Origin of the sequence: Chryseobacterium ginsenosidimutans (assembly GCF_039536845.1) — a bacterium.
In the GTDB taxonomy this organism is placed as follows: Bacteria; Bacteroidota; Bacteroidia; order Flavobacteriales; family Weeksellaceae; genus Chryseobacterium; species Chryseobacterium ginsenosidimutans_B.
In genome coordinates, this window is the sequence record NZ_BAAAZJ010000011.1 from 1 (window position 1) to 23,772 (window position 23,772).

Here is a 23,772-nt window from a genome sequence, read left to right on the forward strand (position 1 = left end):
TGTAGGAGTAGGAACCTACTGGGTTAAGCTTAAAACAGGAGAATGTGTTGTTACCCAAAATGTAAAAGTGTTCGCTTCGGAACAACCCGTGATTTCAAGTATTGATATTTCAAGCAATACGATCACTGTGCATGTTGTGGGAGGAACTCCTTCTTACCAGTATTCGATGGACGGGGTTCAATGGCAGGATTCCAATGAATTCAAAGACGTACCGAGAGGTGATTCAAAAATCTATGTAAAAGACGCTTACGACTGTGAGCCCATCGTTGTTACCATCGTCGTTCCGAATCTTATCAATGTAATTACTCCAAACGGAGACGGAGTCAACGATGTGATCGATTATTCGGCTTTGGCAGGAAAACAGAACCTTGTATTCAATATATTCGACAGATACGGAGCAAAAATTCATCAGGCTGACCAATCCAACAAATACAAATGGGACGGAACCATAGCCGGAAGAAAAATCCCTACAGGAAGCTACTGGTTCTCAGTTTCATGGAACGAAAATGATAAAAAAAATACTCCCGTAAAATACGCAGGATGGATTCTTGTCAAAAATAGAGAGTAATAAAAATTTACATTTAACAAATAACAGATCACCTCAAAACCTGGAGTGATCTTTTTTTAACCCTAATTTAGAACGAGATATTTTGTCTTAAACTTATTTAATTCATATTCAATTCTTAAATTTGTCATATGAATTATTTAGAAGCTTTGAGCAGACGATATTCTGTAAAAAAATTTAATCACGAAATTATTCCTCAGGAAACATTACATAATATTCTTGAATCGGGAAAATTATCGGCAAGCTCTCTTGGTCTCCAACCTTACAAAATTATTGTGGTGGAAAGTGAGGAAATGAAGCAAAAATTAATTCCTGCCTTTTATAATCCTTCACAGATTTCCACATGCTCTCATTTAGTTGTTATTATTTCTAAAAAAACAGTTGATGAAAGCTATATCAACGGATATTTCAGACACATTTCAGACGTTCGGGAAACTCCAATGGAAAAACTCGACCTTTTTAAAAACAGCATCAATCAACATATTAATCAAAAAACTCAAGATGAAATTTTCAATTGGGCAGAAAAGCAGTCCTATATAGTTTTGGCGAACCTCATGTACGCCGCCGCTCTGGAAAATGTAGACACTTGCCCTATGGAAGGCTTCCGTCAGGATATTATCGAACAAATTTTAGATATAAATCCTGACACCGAAAAAGTAACCGTAAGTCTTGCTTTAGGCTACCGTTCGGAGGAAGATCATTTCCAACACATGAAAAAAGTAAGAAAACCAAACGAAAAATTGTTTAAATTTATTTAATTATTTAGACGATTGTCTTAAACTAAGGATATGATAAAAGCGGATGTATTAGTAATCGGTTCCGGTATTTCGGGACTTTCCTATGCCATTAAAATTTCTGAGCAACTTCCTGATGCCAAAATAATCATCGTAACAAAATCTGACGAAGACGAAAGCAATACCAAATATGCACAAGGCGGTCTTGCAGTGGTTACAGATTCTAAAAACGATAATTTCAATAAACATATTGAAGACACGATGCGTGCCGGAGACGGAGAAAACAAACGCGACGTTGTAGAAATGGTGGTAACGGAAGCCCCCAAAAGATTCAAAGAAATTGTAGAATGGGGAGCGAATTTCGACATGAAAAACGGCGAATTTGCTTTAGGCAGAGAAGGCGGTCATACCGAAAACAGAATCGTCCATCATAAAGACATTACAGGTTTTGAGATCGAAAGAGCTTTATTACAAACAGCGAAAAGCAGCCCGAATATTGAGATTCTTGACCATCATTACGTCATTGATATTATCACTCAACACCATGTTCCGGGAAAAGAACTGAATGAAGGCGATATTCATTGCTACGGAGCCTATATTTTAGATGAAAAGTCTAAAATTATAAAAAAAATTACTTCAAAAATAACATTAGTTGCCACAGGAGGAGCAGGTCATGTTTATAAAAACACAACCAATCCTACGATCGCAACAGGAGACGGAATCGCTTTTGTAGCAAGAGCAAAAGGAAATGTTTCCAATATGCAGTACTACCAATTTCATCCAACTGCTTTATACAGTAAAATGGACGGAATGTTGTTTTTAATTTCCGAAGCCGTTCGAGGTGATGGTGCAAAATTAAGAACAAAAAGAGGTGAAAAGTTCATGCAGAAATACGATGAACGTGAAGAATTAGCCTCAAGAGATATCGTTGCAAGAGCAATTGACGCCGAAATGAAAATCACCGGAGACGAATATGTCGGTTTGGATTGCAAGGAAATGAATCATGAAAAATTCCTGGAACATTTCCCGAATATTTACAAAAAATGCAAAGACGAAGGAATTGATCCTTTCACACAATTAATTCCCGTAGTTCCTGCATGTCATTATTTAATGGGAGGAATTGAGGTCGACAGAGACGGGCAATCTTCTATCAGAAATCTTTTCGCAGTGGGAGAATGTACCAATTCCGGACTTCACGGAGCGAACAGACTGGCTTCAAACTCTTTGTTGGAAGGTTTGGTTTTCGGACATAATGCTGCCATGAAAACGGTTGATCTATTAAATGAAAATAATTTCAATTTCGATGATTTAAAAGCCGTTCCGGAATGGAATGAGGAAGGAATGAAAATCATGGAAGAAATGGTCATTATTTCTTATTTAAGAAAACAGCTTCAGGAAATGATGAGTGATCTTGTAGGAATCGTAAGAAGCAACCGCCGTCTAAACATGGCTTTACAAAAACATCAGGAAATCGCAGCTGCCGTAAATGAAATCTACCACTACTCTATTCTTTCACCACAATTATCGGAATTGAGAAATTTAACAACCGTTGCCCATCTCATCATTACCCAATCGATGGAAATGACGGAGAATAAAGGAGCCTTTTATAATAAAGATTTAGCATAAAATATGAAAAGACCAGCATACGTTACAGATAAAGTTTTAAAACAATTCATCAAAAATGCTTTAGAGGAAGATATTCAGGATGGCGATCATTCTACTCTTTCAACAATTCCGAAAGAATTGGAGCAAAGTGCAAAACTTTTGGTTAAGCAAGACTGTATTTTAGCCGGTGTGGAACTGGCTGAAACTATTTTTAAAACTTTTGATAAAAACTTAAAGGTTGAAACTTTTGTAAAAGATGGTGAAGCTGTAAAAGTTGGTGATATAGCCTTTATTGTAACAGGAAGTGCAAGATCGATCCTTTCCACAGAAAGACTCGTATTGAATTGCATGCAGAGAATGAGCGGAATTGCGACTCTTACTCACGACTGGGATTCAAGATTAGTAGGAACCAAAACTAAACTTTTAGATACAAGAAAAACTACGCCTAATTTCAGGGTTTGTGAAAAATGGGCAGTAGCAATCGGCGGTGGAACGAATCACAGATACGGACTTTACGACATGATCATGCTGAAAGATAATCATATTGATTACAACGGCAGCATTACGAATGCTGTAAAAATGGCTAAAGATTACGTTAAAAAAAATAAAAAGAAGTTGAAAATCGAGGTTGAAACAAGAAATCTGGAAGAAGTTCAGGAAGCCATCAATGCAAAAGTTGACAGAATTATGCTTGATAATATGGATGTAAAAACGATGAAGCAAGCAGTTAAACTAATTAATGGCTCTTGCGAAACCGAAGCATCCGGAGGAATCACTCGCGAACAGTTAAAAGAAATCGCTTCGACGGGGGTAACTTATATCTCTGCAGGTGCATTAACACACTCTGCAGACAATATGGATCTGAGTCTCAAAGCCGTGAAATAGCGTTGAATTTTTAACAAAAATGAAGTCTATTTATTAAAAATTCAATAATATGATTTTTTAAGACAAAAAACTGCTTTTTATTTATACCACTGAATATCAGTTGATTAAGATTTGTTAACACTTGTTAAAAATTAACATACAGTTAATATTGGTTAAATTTTATTTACCGAATTTTGCAGAAAATTTAAATCTAACTATTACTAACGATTATGAAATTAATCAACAAATCAATGCTAACTGCGATAATAACATTATCTACAGCTAGCGTTTATTACGCTCAACAAGTTCAGGACACTGTTAAAACCACTAGGTCTAAAGACATTGACGAGGTAGTATTAATTGGTGTTGCCGATATCGCGAAAGACAGAAAGACTCCGGTTGCAGTTTCAACAATCAAAGAAGCTCAGATCGTTGAAAAATTAGGAAATCAGGAATTTCCTGAGATCTTAAACTCAACTCCATCAGTGTACGCTACAAAAGGTGGTGGTGGTTTCGGAGACTCTAAAGTAATTATCAGAGGATTCGGACAAGAAAACATTGCCGTAATGGTAAATGGTATGCCAGTAAACGACATGGAAAACGGACGTGTTTTCTGGTCAAACTGGGCAGGACTTTCTGATGTTACATCTTCAATGCAGGTACAAAGAGGTTTAGGTTCTTCAAAATTAGCAATTGCTTCTGTTGGGGGAACTATCAACATCTTAACAAGAGCTGCTGACAAAAAACAGGGAGGTATCGTTTCTTTAACTGTTGGTAACGACGATTATGTTAAAACTTTATTCGCATACAATACAGGAAAGTCTGCAAAAGGCTGGTCTTCTTCATTTTTAATGAGCAGAACAGCAGGTTCTACTTTTGCAAGAGGAACTGAATTTGAAGGATATAACTATTATTTTGCTTTAGGATATAATAAACCTGGCAGCAAGCATGATTTCCAATTCACAATTACCGGTGCTCCACAAGCTCACAACCAAAGAAGTACTTATTCATCTATCTCAAATTATATCAAATATAATTCTGACAAAGATGGCACTCCTGATACAAGATACAATGCAGATTATGGTTATTTAAATGGAGAAGAATATAGTGTAAGAAGAAATTATTACCACAAACCGGTAATGTCACTTAACTGGGATTGGAATATTTCAAGCAAATCTAAACTAAATACTGTTGCTTATGCTTCATTTGGTAGAGGTGCAGGAACAGGAAATGTAGGAAGTGTAGGAAATTTATCAAATACTACTACAAAAAATTTAGAAAATTTCAGAACAGCGGAAGGAATTCTTGATTTTGATGCTCTTTCTGCAGCTAATGCAGCTTCAAATGCAGACAGAGGTATCCTTATCAGAAATGCATCGATCAACTCACATAACTGGTTCGGAGTTATCTCAAGTTTCAACCATAAAGTTACTGATCACTTAAATTTCTCTGTTGGTATTGATACCAGATATTACTATGGTTACCACTACCAGGTTGTAAGTGATCTTTTAGGAGGTACAGCTTACAGAGATAATGCTAATAAAAACCTTTGGGTTCCAAATAATAACAACTTCTTACAGGCCGGTTACAACTACGTATCTAACTCATCAAAAGCAGAAGCAAACTGGAATCCATTCGGAGGAAAGATTGATCCGATTGAAAATAGAATTGGTTATAATAATGATGGAGAAGTACTTTGGTACGGCGGATTTGGACAGTTAGAATACTCAAACGATAAATTATCAGCTTTCGTTTCAGGAGCAATTTCTAATCAGGCTTTCCAAAGAATTGACAATTTCATTATTGATGGAAAATCTCTTCTTAACGGAAATGTAGCTGGATATGCTACTACAAACTCACCAACTTCACCAGTTAACCAACCGACAGCCCTTAACCCTGCTCTTAATACAAAGACCGGATTTAAAAATCTTATTGGATTTAACGTAAAAGGAGGTGCTAACTATAATATTAATGAAAACCATAATGTTTTTGCTAATATCGGATACTACGAGAAACAACCTTTCTTAAATTCTGTTTATCCTAACAATAAAAACTTCCTTAACCCGAATTTAACAAACGAGAAAATCTTCGGAATTGAATTAGGATATGGTTTCCGTTCAGGGATCTTCAATGCAAATGTGAATCTATACAGAACTTCATGGAATGACAGATTCCTTAGAAGAACCAACCTTGCCGGGACATACATAGATCCTTCAACAGGGCTTCCTGTTGCTACAACAACTGCATACGCTAACATTTCAGGTATTTCTGAAGTACACCAGGGAGTTGAAGTTGATGTGACTGCAAATGTTCACAAGATGTTATCTTTCAACGGAATGTTATCAATGGGTGATTACTATTACAAAGGAAATGCAGATAGTGATCTATTCTCGGAAACGAACGATCCTATTAGCTTCACAAATGGTAGTGCATCACATAGTACAGTTTATCTAGACAAAGTAAAGGTAGGAAATGCAGCACAGTTTACAGCAGGTGCAGGATTTACATTCAAACCAACAGACTGGTTAAGCCTAGATGGTATGTACAGAGGTGTTAAACATTTATATGCTAACGTAAATCCGCTTAACTTCGCAACGGAAGCTGCAGGACAGATGGGAGCATTGGAATTACCTAGCTTTGGTTTAGTAGATTTAGGAATCACTTTCAAAGTTAAACTTAGAAATCCTAAACAATACTTTACAGTAAGAGGTAACGTATATAACGTGCTTAATAAAGTTTATATTGCTGAATCCAATACCAATACACTTGCTAATCTTTCTGCTCAACAATATGCTGATATCAACGGAGCGTCTGGAACAGCGGCAAACTATGCACTTTATCAAGCTGCAGGAAACTGGAATGGTGTAAGCCAGCAAAACCAGGTTTACTTCGGATTCGGAAGAACATGGTCTGGAACATTATCATTTAACTTCTAATAATCTAAAAAAACATTAGATTTTATAAATACCAATCCCGGCTTTTCGCCGGGATTTTTGCTATATTTGCTCTCAGAAAAAAGAAAAAATAGGATTATGGATTTTTACAAAGTATTTCTCAGTGCCCATAAAGGTTTCGGGTATTTGGAATTGGTTTTAGTAGCATTATTTATTATTGCATTATTAACTACCATGTTTGGGTACAGCGGAAAAGTGAACAAGTTTTTAAAGAAAACTACACTTTTCACGATGATCTTCTTCCATGTTCAGTTTTTGGTGGGAATATGTTTATTATTCATATTTTCTCCAGGTTTCAAAGCTGCTTTGGACGCGGGAACATTAATGAAAGATCCCTATTCAAGATTTCAGTTTGTAGAACATCCGTTTTCGATGTTGGTTGCTGCAGTTTTGATGACAATCGTTAACAAAAAAGTAAAAGTTAATCCTACAATCTCTTTAGGAGTTGTCATTATGGGATTAATTGCAGCAGGTTTATTTGCATTCGCGTTCCCTTGGGCAAGAGTCTTCGGGGCATAAATATATTAACTTAATAATTTTTAATTAAATCAATGAAAGTAGCTGTAGTCGGTTCAACAGGAATGGTTGGACAAGTTATGCTTAAAGTTCTCGAGGAGAGAAACTTCCCTATCACAGAATTAATTCCGGTTGCATCGGAAAGATCTATTGGTAAAAAGGTGAAGTATAAACAGGAAGAATTTACAATTGTAAGCATAAAGGACGCTATAGCTGCCAAACCGGATATTGCAATCTTCTCTGCGGGTGGTTCAACTTCTCTTGAATTTGCTCCTTTATTTGCAGAAGCCGGAACAACAGTGATCGATAATTCTTCAGCTTGGAGAATGGATCCTGACAAGAAATTGGTAGTTCCTGAGATCAATGCTGATGTGTTGACAAAAGAAGACAAGATCATTGCAAATCCGAACTGTTCTACTATTCAATTGGTAATGGTTTTAGGACCTTTGAACAAAAAATATGATTTAAAAAGAGTAATCGTTTCGACTTACCAATCTGTAACAGGAACGGGTAAAGCTGCCGTTGACCAATTAAACGGAGAAATCAACGGAGACGATTCTATTGCAAAAGTTTATCCTTATCAGATCTTCAAAAATGCATTGCCACACTGTGATGTTTTTGCGGATGATGATTATACGAAAGAAGAGATTAAATTAATGAAAGAACCTAAGAAAATTTTAGGTGACGACACATTTAATTTAACTGCAACAGCCGTAAGAGTTCCGGTTCAGGGAGGTCACTCGGAAAGTGTAAACATTGAGTTTGAAAACGAATTCGAGCTTGATGAAGTAAGAAAAATCTTATCTGAAACTCCGGGAGTTGTGGTAATGGATAACGTGAAAAACAATGAATATCCGATGCCGCTTTATTCCGAAGGAAAAGACGAAGTTTTCGTCGGAAGGATAAGACGAGACCTTTCGCAGCCAAAGACCCTGAATCTCTGGATTGTGGCAGACAATCTACGAAAAGGAGCTGCAACGAACGCAGTACAGATCGCAGAATACCTTGTAGCAAATAACTTAGTGTAAACTAACAAAAATAAAAAGAGTCTCAAAATTGAGATTCTTTTTTTTATCAAACCTATGAACGTTCAAAAGATTAATAATAAAGATAAATTAGCCTTTCAAAAGTGGATTGCAGCTTTTGGGGTGATTCTCTTCATTGGAAAAATCGTTGCATGGAAACTTACTAATTCCGATGCTGTATTTTCTGATGCCATGGAAAGTATTGTAAATGTTATTAGCGCATTTATGGGACTTTATTCACTGCATCTTGCCGCAAAGCCCAGAGACGAAGATCATCCTTACGGTCACGGAAAAGTAGAATTCGTTACTTCCGGAATAGAAGGTGCTTTGATTGCCATTGCAGGAATCATGATCATTTATGAAGGTGTAAACAGTTTAGTTGTCGGAAAAGTTTTAAATAAGCTTGATTGGGGAATCTGGATCATTGCAGCTACCGCAATTATCAATTACTTTTTGGGATATATTTCCATTAAAAAAGGAGAACAGGAAAATTCTTTGGTTTTAATTTCATCCGGAAAACATCTTCAATCGGATACCATCACGACACTTGGGGTTGTAATAAGTTTAGTTGTTGTTTATTTTACTAAAATTTATTGGATTGATTCTGTTGTAGCCTTAATTTTTGGTGGTTACATTATTGTTGTAGGATACAAGATCGTTCGTAAATCTTTAAGCGGAATTATGGATGAACAGAATCCTGAATTATTAAATCAAATCATTAAAGTTCTTGAAGACAACAGACGTACAGAATGGATCGACGTACACAATATGAAAATCCAGCAGTTCGGAGCTCATCTTCATATCGATGCACACATTACACTTCCTTGGTATTACAGCCTTCGTGATGCCCACAACGAAATGGAAAAGATGATCATTCTTTTAGCCGAAAACATACACAGAAGCATTGAGTTTAATTTTCATATGGATGATTGTAAACCGATTTCATGCCCTGTCTGTCAGATTACAAACTGCCCTGTCCGTGAAAAAGATTTTGTAAAAAGAGTAACATGGACTCCGGAAAATGTGACTTGCGTGGATAAGCATACAGCAGAATAACAAAAAAATATTACATTTGTTAAAAATATAAATATGGGAGTTGGAACAAATCTTAAAAGACTAAGAACTAAAACAAAATTTTCTCAGCAGGATATTGCAGATAAATTAAATATCGACAGGGTTACCTATTCAAACTGGGAAAACGAAACGTTTGATGTAAAGTCTCAATACATCCCACAATTAGCTGAAATTTTTGATGTGGAACTTTATGAGCTTTTTAAAGATGATCAAAAGATCCAGGTTACTAATAATATTGAGAATAATGATAAAACCGGAACTGGAGGTGTTGGAGTTCAAAAGGGAAAAATTATTATTAATATGATAATTACAGATGAAGCTTCCGCAGTAAAGCTCGGTGAACAATTGGAAAAAATTCTTAATCAAAAATAATTCTTTTTCATAATTTGAATTTCTAGAATTCAAATTGAAGCCTTGCAAAATTTGCAAGGCTTTTAAGTTTTCTTTACTGATAAATTCAGTTGTATTTATTAAAACTTTTTCTTCAGAACTTGTTTATCAAAAACAAAAGTTTTCGGAATTTCATATTGTGAAAACTTGATGTATATAAAGTCTGTTCCTGCTGTAAAGTTAGAATTATATATATTTTTTAAGATTTCTTCTTTATAAAAGTAATTTTTCAATGAAATATCATTTTTTATCCGAAACTTTTCAATCTCTTTTTTTATTACATTAGAATCTTTGTCAAGCGAAATATTATAAACTACCTTGTTTTTATCTTTTATTAATTCCTGATATCTTTCAAAAGAATCTATATTATATGATCCCCAAACATTCAGATAAATAACTGAATCATTTTTTCTAAGTATATCATTATAAAATGGAGAGTTTTCATATTTGTAATTTTTTAGCGATACATTATTTGTCAGTTTAACACTTCCAAAAAATAAAATAAATAACAAGCATAAAAACATAAATAAGCCTAATAAAAGAAGAATAGTTTTTTTCATGATTCTGATGGGTAATTGTCTTTAATCTTTCTGATAGAAAAATCGCTAAAAAATTGAGTCCTCAAATTTGCAAGGCTTTTTATTACACTTTATTTTATTTAAAAATTAATGCTTTATCAGATTCTATAAGATTATTTCCCTTATTTTTCATGTCAATTTGAAATTTATTCAATATTGTTTTAGGACTTAAAGTAGAAACATTTCCTTTATCATCCCCCACTACATATTTCATTCCGCTACTCTTTACTTCATAAAAGGGGTCATTATAATAGCTTTGCATTATTTTTTGAAAATCCACCCAACTTATTTTTTTTCCGGATGAAGAAATAAAAAAATCATTGTCCTTTACATTCTTTAACTGCACTAAACTGAAATCATAATCCAAACGAGAATCTGATATTTTGACAATCAATCCGGGTAGCCCATTAAAAATATAAGGCCCTTCCTGAAGATTTATAGAATCTGTAAACCAAGCAGTCCAATGTCTGCCTCCATAATCTAATTCTGCTTTTTGACAGTACAAATCACCAATTTTTTGTTTTTCATTTACAATTTTCCAGTCTAGTCTATTATCTATGGATATAAAAAATCTAGTTCTCATTGTCGGAGTAATGATTACTTTCTGTATTTCTTTTGTTTCCAGATCTTTTTTTGCAAATAAATCTGTAACGAAAAGCATCCCTCTGCCTAATCCTAAGTTTGATCTTGCTATTAATGAATCTGATCTCCTTTCTAATTCTGATCTAAAAATAGATTTCTTCCCATCGATATCCAAATAAAATTGGTTAGTTACCAAACTATCTTTATTTTGATTTGGTCTAAATTTTAATTCATATATACAAGTTACATTCTGACAATGTAGCACATTCATTATAAATACAAATAAGCTGATAATATATTTTTTCATATCGACTTTTAATAGATATTCTTATAGCAATATAACTGATGCTATACATCAGTTATATTTTATTACAAACATTTAAAACAAGCAGAAGTAACTGACCCATCTGGTCCTGTTGTACTCCACACTCCACAAGTAAGTCCAAACTGTTCGCAAAAACCATTTGATGGCGTACAAGCATCTGAACACCCAAATCCTCCGCCATAACTTGGAGCAAGTTTACTTCCATTAATGGTCTTCAAACTTTGTCTAGAAAGTTTTTTCAAATTTTTCATAAAAAGTATTTTTTTAGTTATTTAACATTACAAACCTAAGAATTCAAAACGAAATAATTTGTAATGGAAACACAACAAATTTTGTTGCACTTTCCCAACATTTAATCAAAACAACCAATTAACATTCAAAACATTACGCGTATTTTCCTTTTCTATGAAATTTTTACAATCTAAATCAAATTTTCATGAAAAAAAAACTTTACTTTTTTTTCCGTGAAACATTTTAAAAGTTTTGGTTAAAGCAAATTGATTGAGGTAAATCAGGTAGAAGTATGTTCCTATTGATGAAAAACATTCGTGTTATTCGTGAAATATTCGTGGAGATTTGTTTTCAAATAGATCCTTCGACTGCTTCGCGCTCAGGATGACATCGCTAATACTAACTCTTTTCCTTGCTAAATAAAATTAAATAAAGCGCAATTCAATCAATGTCAGTCCGAGCCTGTCGAAGACTATATAGTTCGCAAAAACCTTTGCTTTTTCAACTTATCTGCCCTTTTCCAGCACCTGTTTTCTATAATAAAACATTGGAATAATCAGCAGTAAAATCAAAGGCTGGATCACAAACCTTCGCATATAGAAAGAAAAAAGATAACCGATTTCGAATCTGTCATAAATACAATACAGGTAGATCGGGAAAGTAATAAAGAAAATTATAGTAATTAAAATCGCTCCCTGAATTGTCCATTCTTTATTTTTAAACCAAAAATGGATAATTAAACAGGAAAAAAATAAGTTTAAAACAAATCTGAAAAGATACCCAATGATTAATTTCCCCCATTCAAAAGGCGGAAACGGTATGTTTTTATTCGCTTCATGAAAATAATTCAGAAAAGGATCATAAAAGATTTTGTCTTCAAGCGCTCTCACACTTACAAGCCCAAAAACTCCCATCATGACTAGAAACCAACTAAGAATTTTCATGTTTTAAAGCAAAAAATTTAATCCAAACCAGCCAAAGAACAACAACCGTCCCATAAATAACAGCCGGAAAAACATAATCATGCGAAATTTTTGCGTACTGTTTGTAATCCGTCGCCACCACATTTAACCCAATAATTCTCAATACATTCATAATGTAAAGCAAAACAAGACCAATCAATACAAAAACAAATGTTTTTTTACCTTTATAAAAAGCAAAAACAAAAGCTACAAAGAGAATCATCACCGAAATTGCATTACAGCCTTCCACCATTCTCGTGGGATACTCATTTTTCACATAAAAATAAACCTGCTCTCCCTTCACATCATCATAAAGCTGAGTCTGGAAACCAAATAAATTCTGGATATACCGAACCTGCTCCGCAATCATTCTTGAAAAAGGATCTAAGCCCTCATTCTGAAAACTGTTCAGATAAAACTGATACGCAAAAAGCAACACCAGATAAATGATGATGAAGCGCAGCAAAATGCCTAAAACCGGTTTGAAATCCTTTAGCATATTGCAAATATAGAAATTCGGTTGTAAATTACTATATTTGTTTCATCTATGAATTCTGAAAACGTCCAGCGATTTTTTGAAAATTATACAGGTAAAAAGCCTTCTGAGTTTATAATTTTAGCTCAAAGCGGTTCCGCGAGAGTAAATTTTTTGGCTAAAACCGCAAATACGAAGTATATTATTACTTACAATGAAAATATTCAGGAGAACGAAAGTTTTTTATATTACTCTGATATTTTCTCAGATTTAAACCTCAATACTCCTACAATCTTCACAATTTCCGATGACAGGAAAATGTACATTCAGGAATTTTTAGGAGAAAACACACTTTCCGAAGTCATTTCAAAAGAAGGCTTATCGGAGAATGTAAAATCTTTGGTAAAACAAACTTTGGAGAAATTGTATCAGTTACAAATTTCAACACAAGATAAAATAGATTTCTCCAGGACTTTCGAATATGAAAGTTATGATGAACTTCCTGTAACACACGATTTATATTATTTTAAAAATTTCGTGGCCGATGTTCTGGAACTGGAGTATCATAAGTCGACTCTTCTGAAAGAGTTTAAACAAATCGTCAACCTCATCGAAAATCTTGAACCGAAAGGTCTAATGATCCGAGATTTCCAGGCAAGAAATATCATGGTGAATGAAAAAAATGAAGTTTCGTTTATCGATTATCAATCGGCAATGAAAGGGCCGTTAATGTATGATGTAATTTCATTTCTGTTTCAGGCTAAGGCAAATTTTCCTGAAAATCTTAAAAATGAAATGCTCGACTTTTACATCAAACAATTTGAAAATGAAGAGATTCAACTTCAACTAAAAAAATCGGTGAAGCCAATTCAACTCATGAGATTCTTACAGGTTTTGGGAGCTTATGGCTTCAGAGGATTGATACAGAGGAAACAACATTTCATTTCAAGCATAGAAAGAGGAATTAAAAATATTACCGAATTTGCACAAACCTGGGAAAATATGAAGGATTATCCCGAGCTTGAAAAAGTGATTCAACAATTGAATCTGGAGAAAACCAAATTGAAAATTGAAGAGATTTTAAAATAATTAAAGTCTTCGACAGGCTCAGACTGACATTGATTGAATTGCGCTTTATTTAATTTAGCCAAGAAAAGAGTTAGTATTAGCGATGTCATCCTGAGGCTCTCGAAGGATTTTATAAAAAGTAAATTCTGCTTAGATTACTACGGAATGACAAAAGTGGTTAAAAAAGCGACTGGGAAAATTAATAATAAACTATATGGACTTAATGGTTCAAATAAAAAATTAAAAAAAATAGAGAATGCTACACATCGACATACACAGTTTTTCGTACAAAAAAGGAGGAATTCCCAAAGATAATACAGGAAACGGAGGTGGTTTTACATTCGACTGCCGCGGAATTCTGAATCCCGGAAGAGTGGAAAAATATAAAATCCAGACCGGAAACGATATCGGCGTTCAGGAATATCTGGAAACAAAAACTGATATGCCAAAGTTTTTAGAATTAATTAAAAGCCTTGTATCAATCAATATCGACAATTATCTGGAAAGAGGGTTTGAAAATCTGCAGATTAATTTCGGATGTACGGGAGGACAGCACAGGTCTGTTTATTCCGCCATTAAAATTGCCCATTTTATTGAAGAAAAATATGGTGAAAAAGTTGAAATCAGCCTTCATCATGACGAACAACACCAACTTAATTCATAACTAAAAATGAAAAATTAAGAATGATAAACGAGATTAAAAGCTCCGAATAATCATTTTTCATTTTTAGTTATTCACTCATCAATTATATATTATGAAGGCTTTAATTTTCGCAGCAGGAAAAGGAACAAGACTGAAACCTTTCACAGATTATCATCCGAAAGCATTGGCAAAAGTAAATGGCATCCCGCTTTTGGAAAGAAATATTAATTATCTTAAAAGTTTTGGAATAAAAGATTTTGTCATTAATGTTTATCATTTTGGAAACCAGATTGTTGATTTTTTAAAGCAAAACGACAATTTCGGATGTCAGATTGAGATTTCTGACGAGTCTGAAGAGCTCTTAGAAACCGGCGGCGGCTTGATTTTTGCCAGACCATTTCTCGATCACGGGGAAGATTTTCTAATCATGAATGCTGATATTTTAACCAACATAAATATCACAGATCTTGTAGAATACCACAAAAAGATAAAAGATTTTGCTACATTAGCCGTTTCGGACAGAGAAAGTTCGAGAAAACTACTTTTCAATGATGATTTGGTTTTAAGAGGCTGGCTGAATGTGCAGACCGGTGAGCAGAGACTTGCAGAATTCAACAAAGGATTCAAGGCATTAGCTTTTAGCGGTGTTCACTGTATCAATCCGAGCATCTTTGAAAAAATAAAAAGAAAGGGCAAATTTTCTGTTATGGAAGAATATCTGGACCTAATGCAGACCGAACATATTCACGGTTTTGTACACGACAGTATTCTTATAGACGTAGGAAGACCGGAATCTATAATAGAAGCCGAAAAACATTTTAAATAATTTTTGCAATGGGAATCGAAGGAAGCAGAGACGAAAGTTTGGTGAATCCTGAACTTGACAGTAACGAAACAAAACTACAAAACAGCCTCAGACAAAAAACCTGGGACGAAACCATCATGAAAGACAGTTGGATGGTTTTCAAAGTAATGGCTGAGTTTGTGGACGGTTATGAAAAATTAGCCAAAATAGGTCCTTGTGTTTCGATTTTCGGTTCTGCAAGATTAAAACCTCAAAGCAAATACTACAAAATGGCAGTAGAAATTGCAGAGAAAATCACAGCTATCGGTTTTGGAATCATTACCGGCGGTGGCCCCGGAATCATGGAAGCAGGAAACAAAGGTGCTTTCAACGCACACGGAAAATCCATCGGATTAAATATTGATCTTCCTTTTGAGCAGCATTTTAATCCTTATATCAACAAATCGTATTCCATGAACTTTGATTACTTTTTCGTAAGAAAAGTGATGTTTGTGAAATATTCTCAGGGTTTTGTGGTTATGCCGGGAGGCTTCGGAACTTTGGATGAACTGACGGAAGCAATGACTTTAATTCAAACCAATAAAATAGGAAAGTTCCCAATTGTTCTGGTCGGTTCTGAATTTTGGGGCGGACTTTTGGATTGGTTTAAAGATACTTTGCTTAAAGAAAAAATGATTCATGAGGATGATCTTGATCTTTATCGTGTGGTAGACACGGCTGACGAAGCAGTGGCTCACATTAAAGCATTTTATCATAAGTATTCTGTAAACGTTAATTTTTAATTGGCATATTATTTGTCACTTACTATAAACAAGCATGATTGTAAATCTATTAATTAAGATGAAAAAACTTTTATATATAACAGGAATTTTAACATTTTTTGTGTTAATGAGTTTCACGTATGTAGACTTTTTCTCTTCAATGACAAAAGTGGATTATATTGATGGAAGCAAGACATTGAAGTTCACCACAAAAATGAATACGAACCATATTTCTGATGCTATCAAGATCAATCCTAACACAGCAGGATTTGAGGCAGAAGTAAAAAAATATGTAAATAATAATTTTGATGTGTACGTCAACGGATCACCGAAAACAATAACCTTCACCGGAAGTCAGGTAAGCGGAGAAACTGTATGGGTATATTTTGAGACCGGAGGCGTTTCGGATATCAATACCTTAAAGATAAAAAATACGATACTTTTAAGCGCTTTTCCGAAGCAGATTAACATCGTTACTGTTGCTTATAAAGGAAGTCAGAAAGTGATGAACTTCCAAAGAGGAAAAGAAGTGAATGAGGTTTCTTTTTAAAAGAAAATTTATTTAGTTATATAACCACCGCATCTGCGGTGGTTTTTTTGTTTCTAATCATTATTCTGAAAACATGTGATATCGCAATGTCAGTCAGACAACTTTACATTTTTAAATAAAGACCTTACCATTTATCTTCAATAAGATAAAAAGATCGGAAGAATATCTTCCGATCTTAGCTATAAGGCTTAGCCTTTTATTATTATTTATACTATTACGGAGTTTTGAAAACTTTTACGTTATCAATCTCTACAGCACTCGCTACAGTAGTAGACGGGTTAGTATATTTGAATGCTATTCTTATATTTTGGTTAAGATAAGGAGTAAGATCTACTAATCCTGAACCAACAAAGCCTCCGAAAGTTGCGATATCTGTATCTACATAGGCATTTAACGGTACCCAGTTCAAAGTGCTAGGATTTCCACCAGAATAAGTGTCTGTTGTAATTAATACCTGTAATGGATTCCCTGGAAATCTCACATCACTTTCAAAATAAAGTTTTGCAGCTGTAGCACCTGTTAAAGAAATAGATTTCGACACCAACCAGTCTTCATTTACCCCACCTAATCCACTCATATATGCAGCAGGAGCTGGATTACCAAAATTTGTAGTTCCCCAAACCTGTGTTCCTGTAACGCTATAAGCAGTCCACGCATTTGCTGTTAAATTAGCAAACGGCTCATTCAACACTAATGTAGCTGGAGTTAATCTAGGGTTTTTAAAATTAATATCACTGATTCCTCTGATTACATTTTGGAATGAACTATTATATTTACTTGCTACAAATGTAATATCCCCACTTGTATTTGGAATCGCATATGTTGGTTTAAAGAATCCATCTGTTCTAATAGTAGCCTGTGTTCCATAGACATCTACAATATGTCTGTCTGTATCAATAGCAGTTCCGGAAGCATCTACATTCATCAGATTTAATCCAACTTCTGCATCAACAAACTGAACATTTTTTACTTTAACCAATGTGTTAAGATATTTGTCATTCTTAATATCAGCAAGACCTAATTCTTGAGGTACTATATTTACAATATCCAAACCTGATCCATTACAAACACCTGCAATATATCTATTGATAATAGATTCCGGAATTCTACCAATTGCAAAATCCGGGTCTGTAACACCTAATGTAATAACCCCGGCAGATTTACCGATAACCATACCATTTGCTTTTATTCTGATGTGAGATCCTACAGGGAAATCAGCATAATTCAAAGACTTATTGATACCAACAACCAATCCAACTGTCGGATTTTCTGGTTTGTCTTGGAAAGCAATTGTTTTATAAAAGTTTCCATTAGCATCAGAAGAAACAACATATCCATCAAAAATAACAGCAGGGTGTGTTGCATCCTGTGCAGGTACTGAATAAACTCCTGTAGCAGGAGATAATGCTACAAACTCTGCCATTGTCATTGTAGGAGCATCAAATTTATTATTACATACAATCTCCGGTGCATCCCATTTATCATCATTGATACACGCCATTTGGGTGATTCCTAAAGCGGCAACACCTAAACTAATCTTTAAGAAATTTTTTATATTCATTTTTTTTATTTCTATTGGTTATTTTTTAGAATCTAACTTGTAAGTTTACAAAATAAGAACGTCCTTGTGTGTACCAGTATTTTGGAGCAAAATTAGGACGTGCGCTATTGTAGTCATTCTCAAAATCTACATTACCATTTGAGCTTCTGATTTGTTCAAAACCTCCTGTAATATATTTTCTGTTATCAAGTATATTATTTACTGATCCGGAAATCAACACATAATATTTGCCTATAATCCAGGATTTTCCAACATTAGCATTAACGAAGAATGATGAAGGAAGTTTTACCTGCTGCATGTAATGGGCAATTTTCGGATCATCAAGATTCACAAATGGTGTACTGCTGTTATTATTCTGGATAAACTCATCCGTTCTAAGTATAGCAGACGGATCAAGATTATTATCATCCAAATAATTCCAGCTTGCTCCAAACCACCAGTATTTAGGTGAATTGTATCTGAACCCTGCAGAGAAAGCTTTCTGAGCCGTACCTCCAACTTTGAAATCTTTAACATATGCTGTTCCTAAGTTAGCATATGGAGCGGCCATTACGTCTGAAGAAATATATACATTCGGATTGTTTGTATATTTATATTCTCCCCAGCTCGCAACACCTTGTAAAGATAGAGTTGGTAAGATTTTAACATCTACCCCCAGCTCAGCTCCCATGTTTCGCTTGTTCACATTCGACATTGTCTGAGTAACAAATGCACTTGCAGTTTTATCTTCAGTACCAGTATCTCCTTCCGAAACGCTGATCTGTAAACCATCTGCAAAGAATCTCTGAACATTCGTATCATTTTGTGTATTCACAATGTAAGCTGTCGCTCTTAATTTTAAGAAAGGCGTAGACATTACATAACTGATGTCATTTGCACTTACAACAGAATTCTTAATATTTGGAACTGCATAGTTATTTCCTCTTGGATTAATAAAGATATCCTCTAAGAAAGGCGCCTGAGAAAAATATGCTCCGTTATAAACGAAGAAGTTTCTACCGTTAAGTCTGTAAATAATCTGTCCTTTTAAGCCATAATTCAAATAATTATAGTCTTTACTTTCTCCAAAAGAATTATTTTGATATAGATAATTTTTAAATAATCCTTCTCTGCTAGAAGTAGAATATCCGAATAAACCACTTACAAAAACATCAAACTGTCCTGTTGATAGTTTAATACCCGGGTTTACTTTTACTTCCTGTCTTCTAAGAATGTAATCATAATTAATTTTATCTCCTACATGCTTTGCAAGTTCAGGATCATTCATATTATAAAAACCTGAAGATCCTGCTTTGTTAGAATCTGCATAAGGGTCAACATTCAATGCGTAATCTGCACCTAATAAATCGTTAACTTCTCTATAATATTCTGATTTAAAGTTTTGATAAGAAACATTTAATAAAAATCTTGTCTTGTCGTTGAAATTATAGGTATAATGTGTCGCTGCATTAAAGATTTTATCATCACTTACATCATTTACCAGAAAATATTTAGCTCTTTTCCCTGTAAGACCAAATCTTGTAGACATTTCTGCCTGATCAACCGGGTCATTTGCCTGGTTTGCAGCATATAATGCATTCCAGTTAATCTGAGTTACTTCTTGGTTATTATTTACCCAATTTTCATTTGCGGCTTGATATCCTTGCAATAAAGCTTCATATTCGTTAGCAGGTGTATTATTATGATACTGACTGTAAAGAATACTATTCTGATAATAACTAGGTAATTTTTTGTAATAAGTCGGAGACGGATTTTGTGCATTCTGCCAATCTAATCTAGATCCTTTATCCTTTCCGAATTGGTAAGAAGCAGTAGTCCATAAATTAGATTTTTTGTTGATTTTCCAGAAATCCTGTAATTGGAATATCGGCTGAAAACCTTTTCTTACTCTCTCGTTTCTTTTTTCTCCATCTTGCCATCCCCAATAAGAGTTGTAATGTACTCCTCTATAATCATAAACTTCCTGCGTACTTGGGCTTGAAGTAGACCTTCTGTATGGAGAAGCAAATGCATTGAAAGTAATAGAATGATTATCATTAAATTTTTTCTCAACGCCTAAGTAAGTACCATAAGCATCATAAAATGTCCCCTCTTGTATACCTTCTTCTGCCCATCTTTTAGCACCCATCACAGTAAATGCCCATCCTTTTTTGCTCATTCCTGAAGTATATCTCAAAGAAACTCTCTGACGATAATTCCTGTTGGTAATGGAATAAGTCGCCTGGAATCCTTTTCTGTATTCACTAGCTTTAGTATTTTTATAAATAACACCGCTAGCTCCACCAAAAGCATATTCAGAAGGTGAATGGTTTGAAGAAATTTCCGGATATCGTACAATTTCGTTAAGACCTCCCCAGTTAGAAAAATCAACATTTCCGTTATCAGATTTTACCATGGAAACACCATTCATCATATTTTCAGAAGTTCTTCCGTCAATACCTCTTGGTCGGAACCAATATGCACCCAGATCAAAACTAGCAATTCTGTTAAAAACATCCTGAGAAGATTGTAATAACCCAACTGTAGAAGCCTGTCCACTGCTGCTGTCTTCGTCATCACTACCGCTATTATCAATAATCGCCAAACCTTGATCCGCGTTTGTAAGTGCAGAATATAGGGTGATTATTCCCAAATCCTTTTTCTTCTCATTGTCCATCACATCAAACTCCATTACTTTTGTTTCGTAATTCGGTTTGGTAATCACAATTTGATAATGTCCCGGCATCAGGTCTACAAACTGGAAATATCCAATTTTATCAGCCGTTACATCATTGTCTTTCCCTTTTATATCTACTTCTGCCCTTTCAACAGGCTTTCCATCAGCGTCCTTTAGATATGCAGAGACCGTAGTCTGCGCAAAATAGTATGAAGCCGGAAGCAAAGTAAATAAAGAGACTAATGATAGTTTTTTAATCATGAGTATATTTATTTTTAAATACTTTTCTTGTTAATTCTCAACACTTTAAAAGTTGGGGACGCAAATTTAGTCAAATTTTACAATTTACAATTCATTTAACGTTATTTTTTCTTAACATTGCAAACTTTTAAGAATGATTATATAAAAAAACTCAAATACCACATTTTAAATTTACAAATATTTAAAATTGAATGAATTAAAAAAAAGTAAATTTGCAGATTAAATAATTATTAATAGTAACTCTAAGAAGATGAAGAAATTTTCGAGTTTGTTTGCCATCATTTTTTCGATCATGGCATTCTCGCAACAGCAAGGAAAACTGAGAAAAGTAGCAACAGTAGGTTTTTTGAACGTAGAAAACCTTTGGGATACAATTCGCTCAGCAGATTATATTGACGGAACTAAAGACGTAAAGAATCCCGCTTTCCACAGAAGCATTCCTATGGATTCTATTAAATTTCTAGAAGCTGAAAAGTACGACGGAACGTGGAGTGATGGCGCCTTAATGGGTAAAAAAGTAGTACGATACCAAAGCGGATCTGATGAATTCACACCAAAAAGCGGAAAAAACTATGGTACTAAAGTTTATAAAGCTAAACTTGCTAACGAAGCTAAGGTAATTTCTGAAATGGGAGCTCAATACACAAAAACCGCTCCTGCCGTTGTAGGCCTGATTGAGGTTGAAAACAGACAGGTCATTCAGGATCTTGTCAATGAACCAGTATTAAAAAAATACGACTACGGAATTATTCATTACAATTCTTATGACTACAGAGGAATTGATGTTGCTTTGATCTATCAGAAAAGAAGATTCACGCCGACAAATTCATTAAAAAAAGAATTGAAAGTTTTCGGTGATGACGGAAAAAGAGAATATACAAGAGATATTTTGGTGGTAACAGGCTTTTTAGACAACGAAAAAGTAGCGTTCTTTATGAATCACTGGCCATCAAGAAGAGGAGGTGAAGCGATTTCATTACCAAAAAGAAATGCAGCAGCTGCTTTATTAAAACAACAAATGGACAGTGTAAGAGCTGCAGATCCATCAACAAAACTTTTTGCAATGGGTGATTTTAATGACGACCCTGTAAGCTCAAGTTTAAAAAATTATCTGAAAGCTCAGGCAAGTCCGAAAGACTTAAGTGACGCCAATCCTTATCTTAATTTAATGTATCCTTTATATAAGAAAGGTGTGGCATCTTTAGCATATCAGGATGCTCCGAACTTATTTGATCAGATTATTGTTTCTAAAAACTTAGTTACAGATCAGGTAACAAAAGATTATTCGGTTTATAAAGCAGAAATTTTTGCTCCTGCTTATTTAGTGAATAAAGAAGGTAATTACAAAGGCTATCCTTTCAGATCCTGGAACGGAGATCAGTTTACCGGTGGTTATAGCGACCACTTCCCCGCATTTGTAGTTCTCCAGAAAGAACCATAAAAAATTTAAAGGCACTCGATTTGAGTGTCTTTTTTCTTTCAATTGTTCATCACAGACAAACACGAAAGATGAAACCTCCAAAAAAAATACATTTTTAATAAGCGAATAGAATCATATTATTCTTTGGGAAAGTACAGAAATATTATTGAATCATTAATTGATTATAATCCAAAAGAAAGGTATGTGTTGAGATACGGGTGTGGGTTGTGTCAGGTTTCACCTACGTGAATTAGAAGTACGGTTTAAAAAGAATATACTTGGGGAGCAATTAATAAAATCTTTCTATATATAAATATTAGTCACTTTAAAATATCACTTCCTGTTGATTTATGAAGATATTATGTCTTACGATACTTATATTAAATTGTATTAAAAGCCTTTCTATAATGGTGTATAAAGTATATTTTTGTACCTATTTAATTTTAAAATCTTTTAACTATGAAAAAACAATTACTATCATTAACATTATTGACTGTTTCATTCTTCAGTTTTGCCCAACAAGCTGATAAATTGGTAGTCTTGGATACAAGATCTATTAACGATATTCCAGCTGCTTATTCTGGAGAAGTTAAAACAGAGTTTAAATTGAGAAGTATCCTTGGTGTACCAGGAACAGGAATGTATTCGGGAATGTTTACTATTTCTCCATGGGGCGATGATTCTGGAAATAAAACTCACCAGTTAAACTTTAACGATGGAGGCGTTTTTTATAGAAATGCACTTCCAAGTGACCCACAATGGGGGAGCTGGAGCAAACTTATTATGCAAGCTAGTGACGGAACGGTTAGAGTTGACGGAAAAATTATTGCTAAAGAAATCGAGGTAAAGCTGGATGTTTGGGCAGATTATGTATTCCAAAAATATTATTCAGGAAATTCAATTCTGAAGCCAGAATATACAATGCCTACTCTTGAGGATGTAGAAAAATTCACAAAAGAAAACAATCATCTTCCGAATGTTCCTTCTGCAAAAGAAATTCAGGAAAAAGGTTTAAATGTCGGCGAAATGTCGAATCTTTTATTGCAAAAAATAGAAGAGCTTACACTTTATACTATCGAACAGAATAAAGCTATAAAGGAACAAAATGAGACCATCAGAGAACAACAAAAGAGAATTGAGGCTTTAGAAAAGAAAAAATAATCTTCA

Annotated in this window: 24 protein-coding genes; 17 read left to right on the top strand and 7 right to left on the bottom strand. The window is 34.3% G+C overall.

Translation table 11 applies throughout. The features are described from left to right. The 9 genes from ABD745_RS16255 to ABD745_RS16295 form a co-directional block, all read left to right on the top strand. On the top strand, window positions 1-568 hold a 568-nt coding region (locus ABD745_RS16255; RefSeq protein WP_344832374.1), incomplete at its 5' end, for a T9SS type B sorting domain-containing protein. A 128-nt stretch (window positions 569-696) separates the two neighbouring features. Next, window positions 697-1,323 carry an NAD(P)H-dependent oxidoreductase gene (locus ABD745_RS16260; RefSeq protein ID WP_344832377.1) on the top strand — a complete coding sequence of 209 codons (627 nt, stop codon included), beginning with the start codon at window positions 697-699 and terminating at the stop codon, window positions 1,321-1,323. A gap of 30 nt (window positions 1,324-1,353) precedes the next feature. Further along, window positions 1,354-2,925 carry an L-aspartate oxidase gene (gene nadB, locus ABD745_RS16265; RefSeq protein WP_344832380.1) on the top strand — a complete coding sequence of 524 codons (1,572 nt, stop codon included), beginning with the start codon at window positions 1,354-1,356 and terminating at the stop codon, window positions 2,923-2,925. Window positions 2,926-2,928: 3 nt separating this feature from the next. Next, window positions 2,929-3,789, top strand: a complete 861-nt coding sequence (gene nadC, locus ABD745_RS16270; RefSeq protein WP_344832383.1) for a carboxylating nicotinate-nucleotide diphosphorylase — start codon at window positions 2,929-2,931, stop codon at window positions 3,787-3,789. A 209-nt stretch (window positions 3,790-3,998) separates the two neighbouring features. Beyond that, on the top strand, window positions 3,999-6,704 hold the full coding sequence (locus ABD745_RS16275; protein WP_344832386.1) for a TonB-dependent receptor: 2,706 nt from the start codon (window positions 3,999-4,001) through the stop codon (window positions 6,702-6,704). A 96-nt stretch (window positions 6,705-6,800) separates the two neighbouring features. Then, window positions 6,801-7,241 carry a hypothetical protein gene (locus tag ABD745_RS16280; protein WP_344832389.1) on the top strand — a complete coding sequence of 147 codons (441 nt, stop codon included), beginning with the start codon at window positions 6,801-6,803 and terminating at the stop codon, window positions 7,239-7,241. Window positions 7,242-7,273: 32 nt separating this feature from the next. Further along, window positions 7,274-8,266, top strand: coding sequence for an aspartate-semialdehyde dehydrogenase (locus ABD745_RS16285; protein ID WP_344832391.1), 993 nt, complete (start codon window positions 7,274-7,276; stop codon window positions 8,264-8,266). Between the two features lie 54 nt (window positions 8,267-8,320). Then, window positions 8,321-9,319: a cation diffusion facilitator family transporter gene (locus ABD745_RS16290; protein ID WP_344832393.1), complete on the top strand. Its 999-nt coding sequence runs from the start codon at window positions 8,321-8,323 to the stop codon at window positions 9,317-9,319. A gap of 33 nt (window positions 9,320-9,352) precedes the next feature. After that, the gene (locus ABD745_RS16295; RefSeq protein WP_344832396.1) at window positions 9,353-9,709 is read left to right on the top strand and encodes a helix-turn-helix domain-containing protein; all 357 of its coding nucleotides are present in this window, start codon (window positions 9,353-9,355) and stop codon (window positions 9,707-9,709) included. 98 nt (window positions 9,710-9,807) lie between these two features. Here ABD745_RS16295 and ABD745_RS16300 read toward each other — a convergent pair whose 3' ends face one another. The 5 genes from ABD745_RS16300 to xrtF form a co-directional block, all read right to left on the bottom strand. After that, on the bottom strand, window positions 9,808-10,287 hold the full coding sequence (locus ABD745_RS16300; RefSeq protein ID WP_344832398.1) for a hypothetical protein: 480 nt from the start codon (window positions 10,285-10,287) through the stop codon (window positions 9,808-9,810). Between the two features lie 94 nt (window positions 10,288-10,381). Then, window positions 10,382-11,194: a GLPGLI family protein gene (locus tag ABD745_RS16305; RefSeq protein ID WP_081986744.1), complete on the bottom strand. Its 813-nt coding sequence runs from the start codon at window positions 11,192-11,194 to the stop codon at window positions 10,382-10,384. 62 nt (window positions 11,195-11,256) lie between these two features. Beyond that, the gene (locus ABD745_RS16310; RefSeq protein ID WP_425549811.1) at window positions 11,257-11,463 is read right to left on the bottom strand and encodes a bacteriocin-like protein; all 207 of its coding nucleotides are present in this window, start codon (window positions 11,461-11,463) and stop codon (window positions 11,257-11,259) included. A gap of 486 nt (window positions 11,464-11,949) precedes the next feature. After that, window positions 11,950-12,387, bottom strand: coding sequence for an exosortase F system-associated membrane protein (locus tag ABD745_RS16315; RefSeq protein ID WP_344832408.1), 438 nt, complete (start codon window positions 12,385-12,387; stop codon window positions 11,950-11,952). Further along, window positions 12,374-12,904: an exosortase family protein XrtF gene (xrtF, locus tag ABD745_RS16320; protein ID WP_344832411.1), complete on the bottom strand. Its 531-nt coding sequence runs from the start codon at window positions 12,902-12,904 to the stop codon at window positions 12,374-12,376. The genes ABD745_RS16315 and xrtF overlap by 14 nt, the downstream gene beginning before the upstream one ends. 48 nt (window positions 12,905-12,952) lie before the next feature. Between xrtF and ABD745_RS16325 the strand changes: the two genes are divergently transcribed. From ABD745_RS16325 to ABD745_RS16345, 5 genes are all read left to right on the top strand, one after another. Further along, window positions 12,953-13,969 (top strand): aminoglycoside phosphotransferase family protein, encoded by a 1,017-nt coding sequence (locus ABD745_RS16325; RefSeq protein WP_344832414.1) that lies wholly within the window; start codon window positions 12,953-12,955, stop codon window positions 13,967-13,969. A 235-nt stretch (window positions 13,970-14,204) separates the two neighbouring features. Next, on the top strand, window positions 14,205-14,612 hold the full coding sequence (locus tag ABD745_RS16330) for a RapZ C-terminal domain-containing protein (RefSeq protein ID WP_344832417.1): 408 nt from the start codon (window positions 14,205-14,207) through the stop codon (window positions 14,610-14,612). Window positions 14,613-14,703: 91 nt separating this feature from the next. Further along, window positions 14,704-15,417, top strand: coding sequence for a nucleotidyltransferase family protein (locus tag ABD745_RS16335; protein WP_344832420.1), 714 nt, complete (start codon window positions 14,704-14,706; stop codon window positions 15,415-15,417). A gap of 8 nt (window positions 15,418-15,425) precedes the next feature. Further along, a complete protein-coding gene (locus ABD745_RS16340; RefSeq protein ID WP_052185863.1) occupies window positions 15,426-16,178 on the top strand; it encodes a TIGR00730 family Rossman fold protein in 753 nt (250 codons plus the stop codon). 58 nt (window positions 16,179-16,236) lie between these two features. Next, window positions 16,237-16,707 (top strand): DUF6702 family protein, encoded by a 471-nt coding sequence (locus ABD745_RS16345; protein ID WP_344832425.1) that lies wholly within the window; start codon window positions 16,237-16,239, stop codon window positions 16,705-16,707. 214 nt (window positions 16,708-16,921) lie between these two features. On the opposite strand, the gene ABD745_RS16350 is transcribed toward ABD745_RS16345, so the two are convergent. Beyond that, the gene (locus tag ABD745_RS16350) at window positions 16,922-18,268 is read right to left on the bottom strand and encodes a M949_1556 family lipoprotein (protein WP_344832428.1); all 1,347 of its coding nucleotides are present in this window, start codon (window positions 18,266-18,268) and stop codon (window positions 16,922-16,924) included. Window positions 18,269-18,293: 25 nt separating this feature from the next. Beyond that, window positions 18,294-21,185, bottom strand: coding sequence for a carboxypeptidase regulatory-like domain-containing protein (locus tag ABD745_RS16355; RefSeq protein ID WP_344832430.1), 2,892 nt, complete (start codon window positions 21,183-21,185; stop codon window positions 18,294-18,296). Between the two features lie 250 nt (window positions 21,186-21,435). On the opposite strand from ABD745_RS16355, the gene ABD745_RS16360 reads away from it, so the two are divergent. The 3 genes from ABD745_RS16360 to ABD745_RS16365 all read left to right on the top strand — a co-directional run bounded on the left by ABD745_RS16360 (window position 21,436) and on the right by ABD745_RS16365 (window position 23,766). Next, entirely contained in the window at window positions 21,436-22,626 is a 1,191-nt protein-coding gene (locus ABD745_RS16360) for an endonuclease/exonuclease/phosphatase family protein (RefSeq protein WP_344832435.1), read from the top strand. Between the two features lie 123 nt (window positions 22,627-22,749). After that, window positions 22,750-22,854: a DUF6146 family protein gene (locus tag ABD745_RS21635; protein ID WP_425549812.1), complete on the top strand. Its 105-nt coding sequence runs from the start codon at window positions 22,750-22,752 to the stop codon at window positions 22,852-22,854. 210 nt (window positions 22,855-23,064) lie between these two features. Next, window positions 23,065-23,766, top strand: a complete 702-nt coding sequence (locus tag ABD745_RS16365; RefSeq protein ID WP_344832437.1) for a hypothetical protein — start codon at window positions 23,065-23,067, stop codon at window positions 23,764-23,766. Window positions 23,767-23,772: the final 6 nt, after the last annotated feature.